Genomic DNA, 18,103 nt, shown 5'->3' on the forward strand with positions numbered 1-18,103 from the left:
ATCGTTGAGTTCCCTACTCTGACTCGATTTCCTCTGAGAAAACCTCAAAGAACACGTCACCGACTTCCACGAGCCACTGGACTCCCTCCATCAGTTTCTTTTCGTCGTCAAAGTCAATACTACGTCGTACGATGAACTTCCCTCGGTCCTTAGTTGCTGTTGTCTCAGTGGGTGCGATCCATTCTGACTGATATTCGGCAAGCGTCGTTGTTGAGAGTGCTGTACTGATTCGATCCTCAATCTCCTCTTGACTTTCGTTGAGCGTTCGGTACAATTCAGCGTCGTCTTTAATGATGAATCGCATCTCGACAACCTGCTCGTTGACTTTGCATCCACCTTGGATAGGCGCACCTGCCACAGTTTTTAGATTACAGGCAGTATTGTTCTTGGGAGTCCAGCCATTGTTGAGTGGTGAATTTCGGGACGCGATCTCTTCTTTGACGCGCTTCCAGAACGCGAGTTGTTGTTCAGCTTTGCGTGTAGTTGGACCATCTCGACTCCCGTCTTCGCCCATACTCTGTGGCTCTTCTCGGAGCGGTCGACGAATGGCCTCCGTTGTGAGTAAGTGCAGACCTTCTTCGGATCTGAATGACTGGTGAGTCACACAAATTACGTCGATACCGTGCTCTCGGAGAAAATCAGCTACTGAGATGGTTTTCTCGTCGAATTCGTCGGCGAGGAGCAGCAGACGCTGATCTTGGTTAAACTCTCGTTCTGATAACGGCTCGTCAAGCTCAAAGTAGTCTGCGTGCGCCTCATTGAGTGCTGACGGAGTGGGAGTCTCGATATCGTGTGCTTGTCTGAATTCCTCATACCAATCGGCGAGTGTCTCATATGTTGTGTTACGGAGTCCGCTTGCGTAGTCGAGCGCTTGTGAGATGATATCCCGGGGAGTTCGGTCGCGTTTGAGTTCGAGAATAACGATATCGCCATTGGCGTCGACTGCTATGAGATCAAACGTAGTCTGATCGTCTGAGGGCCCTTCTTGACGGCTGAGATAGAGTAGGTCTTCGCCTCCGATGGTGGCTGCATGAGTACGCACGAGTTGTTTTTCCAGTGTTCGCTCGTAGTCCACTGAGGTTTCGGGTATGCGTTGTAAATCGTCTTCTGAGACGTGGTAAAGTTCCATGCGTAGCAGTCTTGTTGCTAACTTGTAAATCGAATGATTGTTGAAATTCTGAATATTTGACTGGGTTAGCCAGTGACTTAGCTTTCAGATTTATATATTGTCGAACATAGCTAAAAGTAGAAGATGCCAAAGAAGAAAAACTGGATTCAAGGAAAACAGAAGAACGACCTTCGGAAAATCAAGCGGGATAAACAAGAGAGACGAAACTACCAGCAAGCTAAGACAGCCTCTGACAAACAACGCAAGCGGAATGCCAAGACTCTCGTGGAGATTTTTGACAATCTCGATATTGGTAACCCCGTTTCAACAGAAACGCGTGAAGAGAGGACTTGTGTTGAGACGAGTGAGAGAGATGTGGATTATAGAAACAAGGAAATGAAAAAGGATCTGACTCGTCATATTTAGCTTTCCTCCGTCATATCTTCTTAGTCTATTCAAGTATCTTCCAAAGTCTCGATCTGACCAACACCGATAATGAAGCTTGACAATGGCGACTGAGTCTTTTGATAGTAGAGTCAAGACATCCGAGTACCGTGTGGACACTCACACGCTCTAACTAATTTCAAAAATATTATCTGTACACAGTGAGGTTTGTTAACAACTGAATGGCTTCAGAAGATGAGTCACTCGTAGATATCACGGTGAACTTTGAGGACTCTCCGATGGCGCTCGACAAAATCGGAACATCCGTTACAGAGACTCACTCAGACCATCTACTCAATATCGAAGCAAACCGACTCTCGATTGCACAGAGCCAACAAGAACTCCAATCAATCGAGGAGATTGCGGAGCAAATCCAGCTGTTAGAACATCAGTTAGATGCTGCTCATCGAGCCTTGTTCCAGATGGATGGAAGAGCATTGTTCGCGGACGAAGTCGGTCTCGGGAAGACCATCGAAGTTGGGATGGTTCTCAAAGAGATGGTGTTTCGTGAAGCTCACGACACGTTTTTGATTCTAACTCCTGCCCAGTTGGCAACACAGTGGCAGAAAGAGATGCGTGAGAAGTTTGGTCTGGATTTTGTTTGCAATTACGATGATGAGTTTGAGGGCTTCGAGACAGACGATAGAATCGTCGCAAGTATCGATACCGCTAAGGGAGCTTCGTATGCCGAAGAAATCTACAAACGCAAGTGGGATGCATTAGTGATTGATGAGGCTCACTACCTCAGAAACCAGGGAACTAACCGCTACGATTTCGTCAAAGACATCGACTTTCAATATGCGTTCTTCGCAACAGCAACACCCGTTCAAAACGACGTCACGGACCTATACAACATTATCAACCTGATCCGGCCGGGTCTATTCGGGACAGAAGCTGAATTCGAACGGCGATACATCCCAAATATGGGGAACGGTGGAGTACGAAACGCCTCTGAGTTGAACCGACTGTTGCGGTCTGTGATGATTCGACACAAACGTGGCGATACGTCCATCGATTTCACTGACCGGCAAGTGCGGACAAAAACATTCCAGCCTAGCACACAAGAGCGGGAACTCTACAACCTCGTCACAGAGTACGTAAAGAATCACTATTCAAAACAGAGTGGACAGCACCTGGTCATGCTCATGCTCCAAAAAGAGGTGGTGAGCTCGCCATGGGCAGTGCTTGGAACCGTCGAAAAATGGCTTGATGGAGACGGCCGAAAGGTGAGCGGGAGAGAACGCCAAGAACTCCTCACTGTCGCAAAACAAGCACGGAAAATTGAGCAGACAACAAAGCAAGAGAAGCTTCTCGAAATTATCCGTGGCGTGAACAAACAGATGAACACAGGGCGGGCAATCGTCTTCACTCAGTTCCGTGCGACACAGGATGCGATTATCGAGGCGTTACAGATCGACGACAACGAAATCCCTATTCATCGTGTTAATGGCTCTCTGTCGAGCGATAAGAAGGATGCCCAGCTCCGGCAGTTCAAGGATCGAGGCGGTGTGCTAGTGACAACCGATTCGATCAGTGAAGGACGCAATATCCAGTTCTGCAACGTAATCATCAACTATGATTTGCCATGGAATCCAATGAGCGTAGAGCAACGAATTGGTCGTATTGACCGAATCGGCCAAAGTCGAGATGTCTATGTCTACAACCTAGCTCTGGAGGGGACTGTCGAGGATTATGTCTTGGACAAGCTCTACGGCAAGATTGATGTCTTCCACCAAACGGTTGGCGGACTCAAGGAGATTCTATCCGAACGGGAGCAATCGAGAGGCCAATTCGAACAAGAAGTTCTCCAACAGCTAATTGAAGCAGGGTCTGAGCGACAATTGGAGAACAATTTCGAGGACATGGCGGTCGACCTGAAATCGGATATGGAGTCCGCGAAAAAGGCACAGGAATTCAACGAAGAAGTCTTCGAGAGCTTCGAGACAGGAGGAAACAAAGCATGAGTCAAACAACTACCTCTGAGTCTCAGCGATACGTGTCCGAGAATTCTCTCGGTGCACTACGGGGTGTGCTATGAATTCCGAAGTTGACACATCGATTCTCAATAGTGTCAATATCAAGCGCTTCACGAAATCTGTATTAGAAGAATTCGGAGCAGAAATCGATCGCTCAGACAGAAAAGAGTGGGAAGTAACGTTTTCAAATGAACTCTCCAAGCAACTCGGACGACAACAGGGAACGTTGGTCTTCCATCCTGCTGATCGAGAGATGGGCACTGGCCATCTCCTCGTCCAACCCGGTACAAGATTCTTCTCTCAGTTATTGGAGTTGGTTCGGCAGCCTGGGACCGTTGGTAGACTGAGACTGACGGAAGATGATCTCCAAGTCACTCCGCCAATCGTTCTTCGTGAGTCCGGCTTGGATGTCAATATCTCTGACTTCAACGAACGTACATCGGATTTTGCGTTGGCGTTTCATTTCCGGGTTCAATTTGAGACGCCTGCTTCGTTCCACAGCGAAGAAATGTTCTCTGTGACGATTGATCCAGAGACTCAGACACGGCTGCCCGACCTCACTGCTCGACTCACGTCACATCTCCCGCAGCTGCTACAGCAAAACAATGAACACTCTCGACGCGAGGTCTCGGAGTCCAAGGTCGAAGCGTCGTACAAGGAAGCTCAACAGGCGGTCGTTGACAGATCACGACCATTCGTTAGTGAGATTCGTGAAGAGGCTGATGAGAGTGCAGGCGAACGGATTGAAGAGATTAGTGAGTGGTACGAACAGCGCCGTACCGAACTTGAGGACCAAATTCGCGAGCAGAAAGAGGAGGTCGCTAAATGGAGGAACAAACAGCAGAAAGCAAGGAAGGCTGAGACTCGCAGGAGATACATTAAAAATCGAAAAGAGGCGAAGAGAGATCTGAACGTACTCAGAAAGCAGGTTATCCAGAAGAGAGACGAGCTTGATGATAAGGAACTCAAAGAAATCGACGAAGTCATTGATCGGAATGAGGTCAACGTCGATGTGTCATTACTGGGCGTAACGGAAGTCACGTACGTCCGTGGAACGCTTACGTTGGAGATTGAGTCGAATCATGCAGACTGTACTGTGGGACTTTCATATCTTCCTGCTACAGATGATTTTCACGGATTAGATTGTGGGGTGTGCTCAAGGGACCTCACAGAGGGTGTTCTTCCACGAATCTGTGCAAGCGGTCATCTGGTTGGTGATCCGTGTTCGACGAGTTGCCGGAACTGTGGTCTAGCGTACTGTAATAACTGTGAGACGGGGTCTGCGTTCTATGAGTGCGAGATCTGTCGGGAGGACGCTTGTGAGAGCTGTGCTGAGATTTGCTCATCCTGCGGTGCTTCCAGCTGCGATGATCACAGCGAACCATGCAGTAGCTGTGACTCATCTACGTGTCACCTGTGTGGTGAGGAGTGTGGAACGTGTGGAGAGTTCCACTGTGAGACTCATCTTAGTCACTGTCCAGATTGTAATGACTATCACTGTGAGGACCACACTGAGTCATGTGAGGTCTGTGGTTCACTCCGCTGTGAATCACATGTTGACGCGTGTGATGAGTGTGGAGACCTCGTTTGTTCGGATCACAGCGACACATGCACCACTTGTGGTAAGGTGCTTTGCGACAGCCATATCGAATACTGTGGGGTTTGCTCTGCGGAGTCAGATGACTCACAACGTGGATTCTGCCGTCACCACAGCATTAGATGCTCCGTTGGTGGTGAGGTGATCTGTGGTGATCATCGAGTGTCGACGACTATCGGGTCAGGACACGTTTGTGAGGACCACCGTGGTACCTGTAGTTTCTGTAATGTCGACTACAGTGATACCGAATTGGTTGATGGAGACTGTTCGGCATGTCGTTCCCTGGGTGAGACTGATCAAGATCATATTCCACCAGAAGTTTCGATAGAATTCCGTTCAGTGAAGGCAGGAACGAATGAGGCCTACATGGTGATTCTCGGCAAGAAATTGCTTGGGCGGAACAGAGTAATTGTCTACGACGTCAAGAAGGACGAAGAGACTCACCGACATAGTGCTGGGATGTTCAAGCAGCTTCTGGGGGACTACTGATGAATGAACGCGAAATCGTCCAGCGGCAGGCAGAAGAAGCAGATTCACTTGCAGAGTTTCTCGAATTGGCTGATGCCCCACTGCGAATTTTGGCTGAAGAGTTCATCGAATACGGTTGGCAAAGGGATATTCCGCGAGCTCGGGCAGTTGAAATACTTCGTCGAGAACAGAGGCAGCTGAATCAATACCAGACAATCTCGCTGTCGCAATCGTCACGTGCCCCTCGGTACACCGACTTAAGCGACCTTGAGCTAGTTGATGGAAACGAATTCGAGCACATTCTCGCCGAGCTCTTGACTCGAATTGAAGGTGAGGCAATCGTCACGGAGGCATCTGGTGACAAAGGAGTTGACGTCGTATGGTCCAAAGACGACTCGACAATCGGGGTTCAAGCAAAAGCCTACAGCAAGAACAACGTAGTTGGCATTAGTGCGGTTCAAGAAATCCATACTGGCTCTGTCGTTCGTAAATCAGAATTCCAGATTGACACGCCTGCTGTGGTAACTACATCACGGTACTCTCAGGAAGCGGAAGAAGCTGCAGAGAAATCTGGAGTGATTCTCTATGGGCGAGACCAGCTCAGACAGTGGCTATCTGAAGCAGAGCTGGATTCAGAAGCACTGGGAGATGTCCTCGGTCGACTGGACTGAGGCAAGAAGATGAGTCTTGTAGCATTTGACAGCATCGGTGAATAATAGTCTATTTGAGAAGATTTACATACCCGATCCAGAAACTCCGGGAGCATGGATCACCCTTGGCTATCAATTAGAATGATTATTGCGAGTACAGTGCTCCTTCTAGCGTATTCAGTCATTTCTCTGTTTCTCTTTGTGAGTGGCGGTGTTTGGGTTGCAGTCTTGGGGACTGTAATCTTCGTCGGACTCCAATACCTGATGACTATCAAATTCGCAATGTGGAGCACAGACGCAGAGCCCATTCCCGAAGAACACTATTCAGATCTTCACCGTCGAGCTGATGAACTTGCAGAAGATATGGAGATTTCGCGTCCCACGCTTTACTTTGGAGACACCGATACACCGAATGCAATGGCTCTTGGCCGTCGTGGCAACGGCCACGTGTTCATTTCTCCAGAACTATTCGATATGATGAGCAACGATGAACTTGAGTGTATTCTAGGTCATGAATTCGCTCATCTTCGAAATCGTGATTCTGTGATTACGAGCCTTGGTATTTCACTGAGTACGTTCCTGAGCTCTGGACTACTCATCGCATTCTGGGTTGCCTCACTCGACTCTGAGAATCCTGCCCTAGTACGGCTCGTTGGAACGGCAGTGAGTGCAATTGTTCATCTGTTCCTCCTCTTGTTTGTGAGGCTCATTTCACGCCATAGAGAGTTCGTTGCTGACGCAGATGCAGTTCGATTCACGAACAAACCTGAAGCCATGGCGAACGCACTGTCGAAACTAGAAGCAGAGTTCAGTCGAGAGGGTGCTCAGCAAGTTAGCACCAGTCTGAGTGCGCTCTGCATCGCTGGGGGACGACGTGGTCTCTTTGCGAAGTTGCTCAGTACCCACCCTGATATGGAAAAACGGATCCTGCGAGTAGTCGAGATGCAATAGGTTCTGTCTACTATTGGCCACTCAATTCGTGGCGAGCAATCGTGTAGGCCCGGCGTATCATTCAAGACGTAGTATTTATATGCCATAAATTGAGTCTCAGTGATATCATAGATGGCTGTCGAGCTTACCTACGACGATTTGCTGGGACTCCGTACTGATGAAGACGAAGACCCCGACTCTACGCAGATTGCAACTAAACTTAATCGCTTACAGTCACACGTAGAGGACGTCTTTGAGGACAAGTCTTGGTTCGAGGCATTCAAATGGGACGGCAGCCCTGGCTCCCCATACATTGGGCCACCCAATTCGAACACATCTGAATATGTCTGGCTAGGACTGTCGCACGAGACGTATCAGTCACTCGGAAAGCCTTCAGGTGGACTCCAATTCGAATTCGGAATTGATGGCGGTTCTGCTCGTGGGTTCTTTAACCGAAACGTACTCTGCGGGCTCTACTTCGGTCCCTGGGCAAACGACGAATCAGCAGCTGAGATAGCCTCCAAACTTCAAGAGCATAGTACTGAAATCGCCTCGTTCCTCAACGAGCATCCAGCATACATTCTCTGCACTAAAAACGACATCTGGCGAAACCCCGATGCAGGTCTGTTTAAACGCCGATCTGAGTCGTTGTCTAAAGGGTTCACGATTACCGTCGACCACTCACTGAAAGAACTTCCTTTGAATCTCTCTGACGTTGTCTGTGACGTCTTCCACGAGACAATGCCACTCTATTGGATGCTCGCAGATATCGACCAGCCAACGGACTACAATCCGAGAGGGCCACACACTGGTAGTAGCGATGGCGGTGAAGATGGTGGAAGCACCGATCCTACAGTAAAGTCAATCGCGGCACTCTCCTCCACGCTGGACTCTAACGATATCGAATCCAGTGTGGAGTCACTCACCAAGCGAGGTATCGCACGTAAAGAAGCGTTGCAGTATGTCCAAGAGTACGTTATTGATACTCAGCGTGGCCAAGGGCTCTACGCCGTGAAAGGGCTGGGGCCGGTCGCAGGGTACCGATTTGCGCAAGCAGGGATCACAACCCTGGAGGAGTTAGAAACGCAGTCGTTCGATGATCTCAAATCGGTGTATGGACTGCGAGAAAGCCAAGCACGGACAATTTGGGAGGAAATCAATAGCGAAGACCCTCCAACGGGTTCAGGGCCAAAAAGAGAGCCAGGAACACCAACGGATACTGACCCCGAGCCAGGAGAAGACTCAGAGATTGTCGTGAACCAGCTGTCTGAGTACTACGAGGCACTCCGTAGTGTTCGGAAGGTAGTCTCCACGATTATGCTGCGTCCTGAGACACCAATCAGACCGGATGACTTGACGGACCCGTGCGTGCAATACTTCGTACTTCTGGAAACCTGTCTCGGGGATGGAAATCTCGACCTGGTCTTCAGTGGCTATGGTCAACAACACAAAAACCGGCTTCCGTTTTCGATGGAAGAGTATCGTCAGCAATTCGGCACCGGCCGATGGGTTACTGAGTATAATTCGATTAGCGTAGAACCGTACCAGAAAGCGTCACGAGAGTGGCTCGAAGACAATACGATGCTAAAGGACATCGGTCAGTTCGTCCGGCCTATCGCCCCAGAAACTGAAACCCCGCTCCCAGAATTCGTCCAAACCCCAGACGACCTACGATACGCAATCAGTGTCCTCAATCAACTGCCCGCATACCCACCACTACCAACCGAAAACGGGTCGAGTAACCGCACGATTCCAGCCAAAGAACTCTACGCCGAACTATTTGCCGAGCTCAACGACGACGAGAAAGTCGACATCCAAACCATTCCCGAGCCCCACCTAGCCGATCGCGTTCCTGTCACAGGTCCTGTGCCCGACGCAACACCCGAGACAAAGGATGATACCTGGGACTTCATGCTCAACTACGGAAAGATGACACATCTCTTCCGGCGGCTCGAACCAGCTAGTGATTCGCCAATTCAGAGGTCAGTACCAGTCTTTGCCTTGGATTGGTATAACACCAATTCTGAATCATTTGACGAGCTACGAGCGCTTGCAAAACTTGGTGAGGATGATCCAGTTCCTATATTCCGGAGACGTCTACGTGACTTGATTAACCGTCGCTTCCTGCGTGATGATTGGAATTACGACTTCATCACAGTCTTCCCAGGACACGAAAAAGACTCTCTAAGCCCCCAACTCGTCGAACTTGCAAAGGACGCTGTCGACGAAACTCCAATCACGTATTCACCGATGCTTGAACGGACAGAAACGACCGGAAGACAGCGTGAAAAGTCACGTGAGGAACGGGAGGTTGTCGCGAATGATCCGAATGCAACGCTCAGAACTCGAACCAGGCTCGACGGTGAGTCGGTAATTATACTGGATGACATCGCAACGAGCGGCAGTTCATTATTGGCCGGAGCCCATCTTCTTCGTGAGGCAGGCGCTAGCGGCATCTTTGGAGTGACGCTTGGCCTCACCCCAGGGGATGATGACGCAAAGCTGATCACACAGCCAGAGACCTATGCGTCCGAGATCATCTCGGGAGTCGAATAATGAGAATCGAGGATCTTGCGCTACTCGTCGCACTCACCGAGGTGGACGGGATTGGTGACAAGCGTGCACTCGAACTCTATCGAGAATTCGAGACTAAGACTGAATTTGAAAGCAGTTCACGGAGTGATTTCGACCAGTTTCACTACGTGGATAATGATACACATCAACAGCTGCAGGAACTTGGTGCAGTGATTGATGAGTACCGAGAGCGATTCGAGCGGTACCAAAGTGAGGGGACCGCTGTCATCGGTATTGATGATGAGCGATATCCAGCGTCGTTGCGACACCACCATGCCCCATTAGTTCTCTATACGAAGGGTAACCTCAGTCGTCTAGACGACAGGCTCGTAAGCGTCTCCGGTTCTCGTGAGACCAATGAGGATGGTCGAGGTTGGATTCGTGAGGTAGCCGGGGAAATGGCTGCTGAAGACTACACAATTGTCAGTGGGGGTGCTGCAGGTACAGACACGGCGGCTCACAAGGGTGCTCTTGAGGAGACTGGCTCGACCATTGTCGTTCTTCCAACGGGCGTCAACAATACGTATCCCGAAGAGAACACCGAACTGTTTGCTGAAATCGTCGATGCAGGTGGGCTCCTCCTTTCACACCGTCCGCCAGAAGAAGGTCCTACTCGGCATGCATTTCTTGACCGTAACAAGACGATTTCGGCGTTGAGTCCTGGGACGGTAATCGTTGCGACAGATGGCTCTGGTGGAACGATGGCGCAGTATAAGACGGCCATCAAGCAGGGACGGCAAGTGTTTGTTCCAGATTCTAGTCTGGGAATTGAGCCAAGCGGTGGAGTTGAAGAGATTCGATCTGACGGATCTACGGCGGTGGTTTCGACTAGTTTTGAACTGATGGACAGGCTGCAATGTCTCCCACCGCTTGAACACGGTAACCAACTCACTGGTGAATCCGATGATGACGGGCAGATGAGCCTGGACGATTGGGGATAACTGCCTTCACTACACCGAATATTGATTCAACCGCCCATATCTGTCAACCGAGACGTAGGTCTGAATGACTATATGATCTACCCACGTCCTCTCCGGAATATGCCACATCTAAGCACCAGCAACAATCGAGGCCGCGTCTGCAGTGCACTCACTACCACAGAATGGAAAGACTGCCATGACGTTGCAAAAGAACTCTCCTGGTCGGAAGAAGGAGCCTCGAAAATGCTGGCAGATGTATTTCGCAAAAACTATGTTAGGCGTCGGGGAATCAAGAGCAACAGAAGTCACAACGCGAAGTACGAATACCAACTCATGAGCAACATCAAGATCGACTAATCCCGCACCCTTCTCACACCAACTCGGGTTCTTCGATGGTTTCCAGACACCGACGTGCACTGGCTTCGAGCGCGGCAACATACTCGTCGTACGTCGTTGCATCAGTGTTCGTTGCTAACTCGACTGATCGAAGCGAGTGCTCTTCCATTACTTGTGATTTCTTTTCGCCTTGCTGGCCTCGCTCGGGGTAGACCAGTATTCCTGGTGTTTCGAGCGCGAGAATGTACGAGCTTAGCTGATAGATGTCTCCCGATGAGGTTGACCCAGTTTTCCACTTTGCGTCTGCAACAAGTACTGGTGTTCCATCCTCGCGAGCGACAAGAACGTCAGGCCGCATCTTGACAGCATGTGGGCCTGTGACAATATTTGGAATTGATGCCTGACCAGAAACACGGAGGCTTCCAATATCTCGCGCAACCGACCGAAAAGCCCGCTCGACAATCTGTTCGAAGACACTATTCATATTCACAAACAAGGCTAGCGAACGCCGCTCTCCAGCGCGAACATCCTCAAAAAAGTCACGTGCAAGAATTAATCGGGTTAGCCCCAACAATGCTTCATAGTGGTCATTCAACCGGGTGAGTTCCAGACGCTCAACACTGGACAGTGAGACTCGCTCAACGGAGACGAACTCACGCAGGCGTTGAGCTTGATATTGGAGACGGCTCGACAGCGCGTCATCTCGAACCAAGAGTAACAACACACGAAGTGCTGCCAGTACAGCTCTATTCAGATGGTTGTCTGCAGTGAACTCATCATGTTCAACCGCAAAATCAGTTGGAACAATAGACGGACGCTGGAGTTGCCGCTGCACATCAATCCGTCCACGAACATGCTCGCGAACCGAGCGTGTTCGAACGTAGTCTCGGTGGAGTCCCTGCTGGAGGATAGACTGCAGTTCAGCATGAAAGAGTACACCGAGGACATCGAAGAATGAGGATGCACTCGTGAATTCTGTCTCAATGTCAAGCGCGTCAACAGGCGTATCGAATGCATACTTCAGCGCCCAAAGGAGCCTCGTCACCGTTTGTTTTGGTGTGACCTCAATTTGGACGCCACTTGGGAGTGTGAGAACGCCAACGTGAGACCCGGTTTTGATGACTGCTTTTCCTTCGCTAGTGAACGAGACGCGGAGTGGTGTTACCTGTTCGGTCGCGTGGAGTGATTCGAGAAACGCGACGTCTTCTGGACTAATCTCGAATGGTTTTGACGTCTCATATTCCTCTAACGAGATTGGGTTCGATGGTGGAATCGTCTTTACAGCGCTATCGCTTGTGAGTGGCGGCCCGAAATGACTGATTGTATCGAATTCAGTCATCTTCGAAGGCATCAGCCTGCTCGATGAAATATTGAAGGCCATCAATCAAGGCTGTGATGTCGTCAGCAGAGAGATCACTGACCGAGAGCTGAGGTTTACTGAACTCTCGATTCTCTTCGGCTTCGGGATCCCATTCATGGGAGTACCCGTTTACTTCGTCGAAGGCGGAGGCTGTCTCGTCAATGAATTCTCCTGTGAGTGGGTTCGAATCTCGATTGCGGATGTAATTCCATTCGAACTCAATCTCGCCATCTTGACCGATTCTAAGCGGTGCTCCTGTGGGGTCAATAGCTTTCGATTTGATCATCACTCTCGCTGTCTCACCTCGACCGCCCTCCAACCAGCCCAATTCTTCGCCGGCATCGAGTATTCGGTATATTTTCTGGGCTGAGTCGTCGTCTAGTCTTTGCTGTACGCGCTGACGGAATGTTTCTGGTGTACGTTCTCCTGTACCCCATGCATCCTTTGCAGACTCTTTTTGTACTGTACTCCCGCTTCCATCCGGAATGGGTTTTGCTCCCTCTGGAAGCGGTGCTGGGTTCTCTATTCCGGCGAGGTCACAGAGTGACGAGTAGAGTGTACTGGCGTCGAATGCCTGAATGCGTTCACTGTCCCAGTCGATGAGTCTATTGTTTGTTTCGGTCAACAGTTCATCGCGGAGTCGTGTGAATTGCCCGAAGTAGTACTCTTCGAGCTGCGGGAGGATGTCGTATCGCCACGCATCGACGACATCAGCAGTCGACTTCTGATTGAGTAGATACGTATGACCGATTTGTTTGCCCTTCCCGAGTTGGGCTGCATCCAGTATTCGCTCATTGAGTGTTTCGACAGCAAGGATGCTTGCTCCAAGGAGTCTCTCGTGAGCTGAGACCACATCGTAGTGTTGTGACACCGCTTCTGTAGCGGTCGATGTCTCTGTCTCATACTGACTGAATACTATGTCCAGGCTCGGTGGGAAGTCGATAAACCGGAAGCGGCGTCGAAGAGCTGTGTCGACGAGTGCGATCGACTGGTCTGCAGTGTTCATCGTGCCGATAACGTAGAGGTTCGGCGGGAGTGTGAATGTCTCTCCGGAGTGTGCTAACTCAACATCAAACTCACCTCGCTTGTCTGCTTCGAGCAGGGTTATGATTTCACCGAAGATCTGTGCGAGATTTCCACGATTGATTTCGTCGATGATGAGGACGAAGGGCGGTGGGGTTGCATCCTCATCTGTCGCGTTTAGTGCGCTCTCAGCATCGACTGCAATCTCTTTGAGAACACCTGATTTGATTCGATAGGTGACACCACCAGAGGTTGTTGCGTCCGCGGTGAGACCTTCCAGGAAGTCCTCATAGGAAAATGATGGATGGAATGTCACAGACCGTATCTGATTCGATGATACCCCTGCCTCCGTTTGCTGGTGGATCCACCACTCAGCGAATCGCTTCGCTTCATATGTTTTCCCGGTTCCGGGTGGTCCATAGAATACCACCTGTTTCTTCGCTTCGAGTTGTCGCTGAACCACATCTGCAATTTCAGGCTTCTCAGGTGGCTCGATTACGCCTCCAATATCGTTGAGTGTGTGATAGCTGTCACGAACAGTTTTGAATTTTGAAATAATTCTTTTTGCCGTGACGTTGCTTCCAGATGCCACATCGATGTCACGTACACGCTTCGAGTCTTGCTGACGTAGGTCCTCGCCAATAGCCAGACCATAAGAAAGCTGTTCTGACTTGAAGCCAAGGTAGAGCTGATACGCGTCAGTCTGGCTCTCACTGTCCTCTGGGTGAATCGCTATCCATGCAAAGTCGTTGAGTTGGTGACGTGGCTCAGAGTGATTGACTGTGTGTGCAGTCGAATCCTCAACTTCGGCTTTTCCGATAAAGTAGTTCGCGAGTTCCTCGAGATAGATGTTGAGCCGTGGTTTGTAATAATCGAAGTACAGTTGGCCAAGGACGGTAAACTGCGTGTAGCCTACCATAATGTTCGTATCTTGGCGCTCATTCTCGTTCGCTAGTAGTGTCCCCAATTTCTCTGAGGTCAGCGTCTCTCCCGATGTAAGTGACTGTAGAACCAGATACCGAACGCCATTGATGCTTTCGTCCCCTTCATACTGGTCAGTCTTCACCTTGTGGTATCGTCCAGGGAGACGTCGAATTGCTTCGAAGAAGCGGCCTGGATTCGATCCACAGTCTTCGGTTGCCTTGTCTTGGAACCCTTCTTCAAACTCATGAATCCGCTGTGAAGTCTGCTGGAGATATCGAATAAGAAACGTTACGAATGAATCCGGTGGTGGAGTTTGGCTAATTGACTCGAAGAATGCTCTGAGATCAGTGGTATCCACCTCGAGATGGTACTGCTGAGTTAGGTTCTCAGCTAAACGCTTCGTGATGGTCTGATACAGATCGCGCCTGCCTTCGGGAGAGAGATTGTCAAGAGACGCTTCAGCAGAGTTGTTCAAACGAGTCGTTCGTGCAGGCCCCCAATCAGCAAAATAGCGTATTCCTGCCCGAAGTGCGGCTTCAGAATAGGCTGTGTTTTCATACTCAGTTAAATCTGGAGCTAGTCGAAATGCGTCCTTCAGTGCCTGCGTCTCAAATACAAAACCATCAATCTCAAGCAAGCTTGGCATCTATCCAACCGTTACTGCTCTCCACTATATTTATTAGGGAATATGAAACATCTGGGTTCCGTTGAAAGTAGCCCAGCTACAGTGATCTGACTGTGCGTGAAAGTCGAGTAGAAGAGTATCTAGCGAGACAGAATTATCTTGTAGAAATCAATAGTATCTGAATTAAATCGGTTAGAATAACACTGTTAGGTGCGTTAGTAATGATGTCACCCTTCTAGAGTTCCAGTCTTCTACTCAAAATCATCCAACAAGTAAAGACGATATGTCAGACGTGATCGATCAAGCACCTACGAACTCAGACGCGCTTTCCTTTGCCTTGTTTGCTGTCGAAGCACCCAAATACGGGACTGCTTGAAGTTGCTCTTCAGTGGCTTCCGCAACCTGCTGAATCTCATGATAGCCAGCCTCATAGAGGTAGTATGCCTGTCTCCCAGAGATACCCTCGACATCGACGATAGATGGTCGATTCTCTTGTCGAAAAAGGCCACGAAGAGTCTTCTCAGCCTCTTCCACCGTCACTCCGCTCGCTCTGACCAGATTTAGACAGCCTCTGATCTCATCATCGTCACAGCCAATCTCGTGAGCCAACTCGTTGACTAAGTTCCGCCCTGTATCGAGTGCGATGGCACCTTCAAAGATGACTGCTGCAGGGTCGTCACCAATGCCCTTCGTTTTACTGAGAGTGTCAGCAGATGCATCCGCAATTACAGAAATGGTATCGAATCCAGCCGTGAGGAGGTGGTGTCCCCGATACCAACCAACCGCGGTTATCTCGAAGATGTTCGTGCCCTCTTCAGCAGTAAGGCGGTACTTCACCGTGCGTGCTGCATCCTCTCGGTCAATACTCCTGTCTGTGAGGTGTGATACTTTTCGCTCTACCTGGTCTCGATTGAGGGAGGTTTGTGAGACGATTTTCTGAATCACTTCGTCAGCGCGGTCATCCGTCACACGAGCCGTGTCGCTTTCAGATGGTGAATTAGATCCAATATCGTCTCCAGAGGCGTCGCTAGGCTTCGAGCAGCGTTTTCTTTCATCCCAGACTCGGGCACAGAACGACTGATCTGCGACTAGCGACTGAATGGCTTTTCTGGAGAGTGAGTCTTCGTCATTCCGCTCACCTGTGAGTTCGACCAGTACTGCCATTTCTGAGAAATCGTACCGCCGGAAGGCTCGCTTGATGTCATCTTTGGTTGTCTGTTGGTCGAGAGTCAGAGAGATAGATTTGAACTCGCGGACTTCGAGCTGATGCCGCTCAATTCCAATCTGGTTATCTAAGATGGTGTATAGACAAACTCCTCTGTCAGGCGTCTCTGGCTGCTTCAGAGTCCTTTTTCCAAGTGTGTTTTCGGTTGCTCCTGGATCGCTGACTAGCTTCTTTTCGCGGACACCCTGGATTGGCTCGTTGTTGCCACCGACGAAGTACGCTGCAGGTGCGACAGGACTTGCTGCTTCTATCGCATCAAATGTGTCACTGTCATCGATGGCCTCACCGCCCATGTCTGCCACAGCAAACAAAGACACTGCATCGGTCTGGCCATCAGACGACTGTGCGTCCTCTGCACGTTCTTTAGGTGATCCAGTGTCGATGCCATGGAGTACGGCACCTGGTGAGAGTGAAACGGTTTGTCCACCAAGGTACGTCATCAGACCCTCTTCTTCAAGATTCTCGACGTGATCTGTACGTGCTTCCACTTCTCTTTGACCATACGTCAGGTAGAACGGGATATCCGCTTTCTTGAGACGAGTTAGATGGTTGCGGACTCGATCTACAGTCTTACCGGATGGAGACCGGCTATGAAAGAGGTCACCAGTTTGGAGTACGGCACTGACGTTTTGCGCAATAGCAAGGTTGACTGCTTGATTGAATGCGTCTTCATAGTCTGCTTGACGTTGCTTCCGGCTGAGGTTACGTCGACCCAGACTCGCCTGGCCAATGTGGAGAACAGTAGCCGCAGTAGACTCTACACTGGGCACTGAATCCATCGGCGTCTCGGATACTGTCGACAGCTCCTCTTTGTTCTGCTTATTCGACGAGTCAGAGAAGAACTTCTCCGTGATGTTCTCGACCCATTCTTCTTTGCCTTCGAGTGTATCCAAGTCGAGAACGGGGGCTAATGCTGTGTCCTCAATGTGGGCGGCCAGGGCCTCAATTTGTTCTGAGCTGTAACGCTTGGATTCGAGATGCGTTGAAACTAGTACAGCTTCCTGTTTAGTCATCGGTCGCGAATCTTCTGGGACCAATAGATCCTGGCCGGCTTCAATGTCGGGACTACTTCTCGTCGGAAGCCAAGCATCGCCAGCGTAGATGAGTGTTCGAAGCAGCTCGAATGGTATCTTATCTCCTTCTTCGTAACCCAGGTCGTTCAAAAGGAGGTCTTCTGCCCCTGAACGGAGGCTAAATCGATAACGACCACGGCTGAATGATGCTCGAATCTTCCAGTCTTCCTCGCTGTCTTGGGTGAGTGTAGGTGCTAATGCCATCGTCGAAGTTTCTACTTGGATTGCGTATCAGGTGCATATTAGTTTCTACTGAAAATACAATCTTACAAGAGTTACTAGCAGGTGTATTCAGTACAACTCCAAACTACCCATACCTCTGTACTCGAGCCACCACTACCCTCGAAGTGGCGTAAGTTGAGTCATGCTTGACTAGTACGGATAGTAAGATGAGTCGGAGAAGTAGTCGCCGAGTCACAAATACATCATCCAACATCTCTCATAGTATAGATGCCGATTGAGCTACCAACAAATGAAGGAGCGAAGTTTGCAGTAACGCTCCAGCGTAGGGGAGATAACTACTCAATAGTCGACGATCAGCGGACCCATATTGAGGTTCCAGACGGTGTTGATATCTCATCAATCAGCCCAGAAAAGGGCCTTGCGATCCGCGATGGGTCAACTGGACGGGCATTGCTGACAGTCACATGTGTTCAGGAATCAGCTGGTGGGAGTGGTCACCAATACGTACAGCTGCTCATAACTCAATTTAGAGAAGAGAGCTTTGAGGAACCACCGGATGACAAAAACAGTCCTCGTATTAGGTCAAAAATCACTCACAGAGGTGGTGAACGTGATATCGCGGGTCCACGGTCCGTCTCTTACGGATCGAAGATTGCAAGCCTCACTCGAAAAGGGAGATAACATACA

Annotated in this window: 12 protein-coding genes; 8 read left to right on the forward strand and 4 right to left on the reverse strand. The window is 49.9% G+C overall.

The genetic code is table 11. From position 1 onward, the window contains the following. Window positions 1-13: 13 nt before the first annotated feature. Window positions 14-1,129, reverse strand: a complete 1,116-nt coding sequence (locus tag AUR64_RS01385; RefSeq protein ID WP_058580162.1) for a hypothetical protein — start codon at window positions 1,127-1,129, stop codon at window positions 14-16. A 123-nt stretch (window positions 1,130-1,252) separates the two neighbouring features. Here AUR64_RS01385 and AUR64_RS01390 point away from each other — a divergent pair, with 123 nt between their 5' ends. The 7 genes from AUR64_RS01390 to AUR64_RS01415 all read left to right on the forward strand — a co-directional run bounded on the left by AUR64_RS01390 (window position 1,253) and on the right by AUR64_RS01415 (window position 10,688). After that, complete coding sequence (locus AUR64_RS01390) at window positions 1,253-1,534, forward strand: hypothetical protein (RefSeq protein ID WP_058580163.1); 282 nt, start codon at window positions 1,253-1,255, stop codon at window positions 1,532-1,534. Window positions 1,535-1,734: 200 nt separating this feature from the next. Beyond that, window positions 1,735-3,516 (forward strand): DEAD/DEAH box helicase, encoded by a 1,782-nt coding sequence (locus AUR64_RS01395; RefSeq protein ID WP_058580164.1) that lies wholly within the window; start codon window positions 1,735-1,737, stop codon window positions 3,514-3,516. A gap of 70 nt (window positions 3,517-3,586) precedes the next feature. Then, window positions 3,587-5,614: a hypothetical protein gene (locus AUR64_RS20325; RefSeq protein ID WP_155120438.1), complete on the forward strand. Its 2,028-nt coding sequence runs from the start codon at window positions 3,587-3,589 to the stop codon at window positions 5,612-5,614. After that, on the forward strand, window positions 5,614-6,264 hold the full coding sequence (locus AUR64_RS01400) for a restriction endonuclease (RefSeq protein ID WP_058580165.1): 651 nt from the start codon (window positions 5,614-5,616) through the stop codon (window positions 6,262-6,264). The genes AUR64_RS20325 and AUR64_RS01400 overlap by 1 nt, the downstream gene beginning before the upstream one ends. Before the next feature lie 93 nt (window positions 6,265-6,357). After that, window positions 6,358-7,194 (forward strand): M48 family metallopeptidase, encoded by an 837-nt coding sequence (locus AUR64_RS01405; protein ID WP_058580166.1) that lies wholly within the window; start codon window positions 6,358-6,360, stop codon window positions 7,192-7,194. A gap of 111 nt (window positions 7,195-7,305) precedes the next feature. Next, window positions 7,306-9,729, forward strand: coding sequence for a phosphoribosyltransferase (locus AUR64_RS01410; protein WP_058580167.1), 2,424 nt, complete (start codon window positions 7,306-7,308; stop codon window positions 9,727-9,729). Further along, a complete protein-coding gene (locus AUR64_RS01415; RefSeq protein ID WP_058580168.1) occupies window positions 9,729-10,688 on the forward strand; it encodes a DNA-processing protein DprA in 960 nt (319 codons plus the stop codon). Before AUR64_RS01410 ends, AUR64_RS01415 begins: the two co-directional genes overlap by 1 nt. A 349-nt stretch (window positions 10,689-11,037) precedes the next feature. Here the strand turns inward: AUR64_RS01415 and AUR64_RS19795 are convergent, their stop codons facing one another. From AUR64_RS19795 to AUR64_RS01430, 3 genes are all read right to left on the reverse strand, one after another. Continuing rightward, window positions 11,038-12,342, reverse strand: coding sequence for an McrC family protein (locus tag AUR64_RS19795; protein ID WP_162265519.1), 1,305 nt, complete (start codon window positions 12,340-12,342; stop codon window positions 11,038-11,040). Next, on the reverse strand, window positions 12,335-14,956 hold the full coding sequence (locus AUR64_RS01425) for an McrB family protein (protein ID WP_082230526.1): 2,622 nt from the start codon (window positions 14,954-14,956) through the stop codon (window positions 12,335-12,337). Before AUR64_RS01425 ends, AUR64_RS19795 begins: the two co-directional genes overlap by 8 nt. Before the next feature lie 279 nt (window positions 14,957-15,235). Beyond that, window positions 15,236-17,437 carry a helix-hairpin-helix domain-containing protein gene (locus tag AUR64_RS01430; protein WP_082230527.1) on the reverse strand — a complete coding sequence of 734 codons (2,202 nt, stop codon included), beginning with the start codon at window positions 17,435-17,437 and terminating at the stop codon, window positions 15,236-15,238. A 246-nt stretch (window positions 17,438-17,683) separates the two neighbouring features. Between AUR64_RS01430 and AUR64_RS20330 the strand changes: the two genes are divergently transcribed. After that, the gene (locus tag AUR64_RS20330) at window positions 17,684-18,097 is read left to right on the forward strand and encodes a hypothetical protein (protein WP_155120440.1); all 414 of its coding nucleotides are present in this window, start codon (window positions 17,684-17,686) and stop codon (window positions 18,095-18,097) included. Window positions 18,098-18,103 lie beyond the last annotated feature (6 nt).

It is taken from the genome of Haloprofundus marisrubri, from assembly GCF_001469955.1.
GTDB lineage: Archaea > Halobacteriota > Halobacteria > Halobacteriales > Haloferacaceae > Haloprofundus > Haloprofundus marisrubri.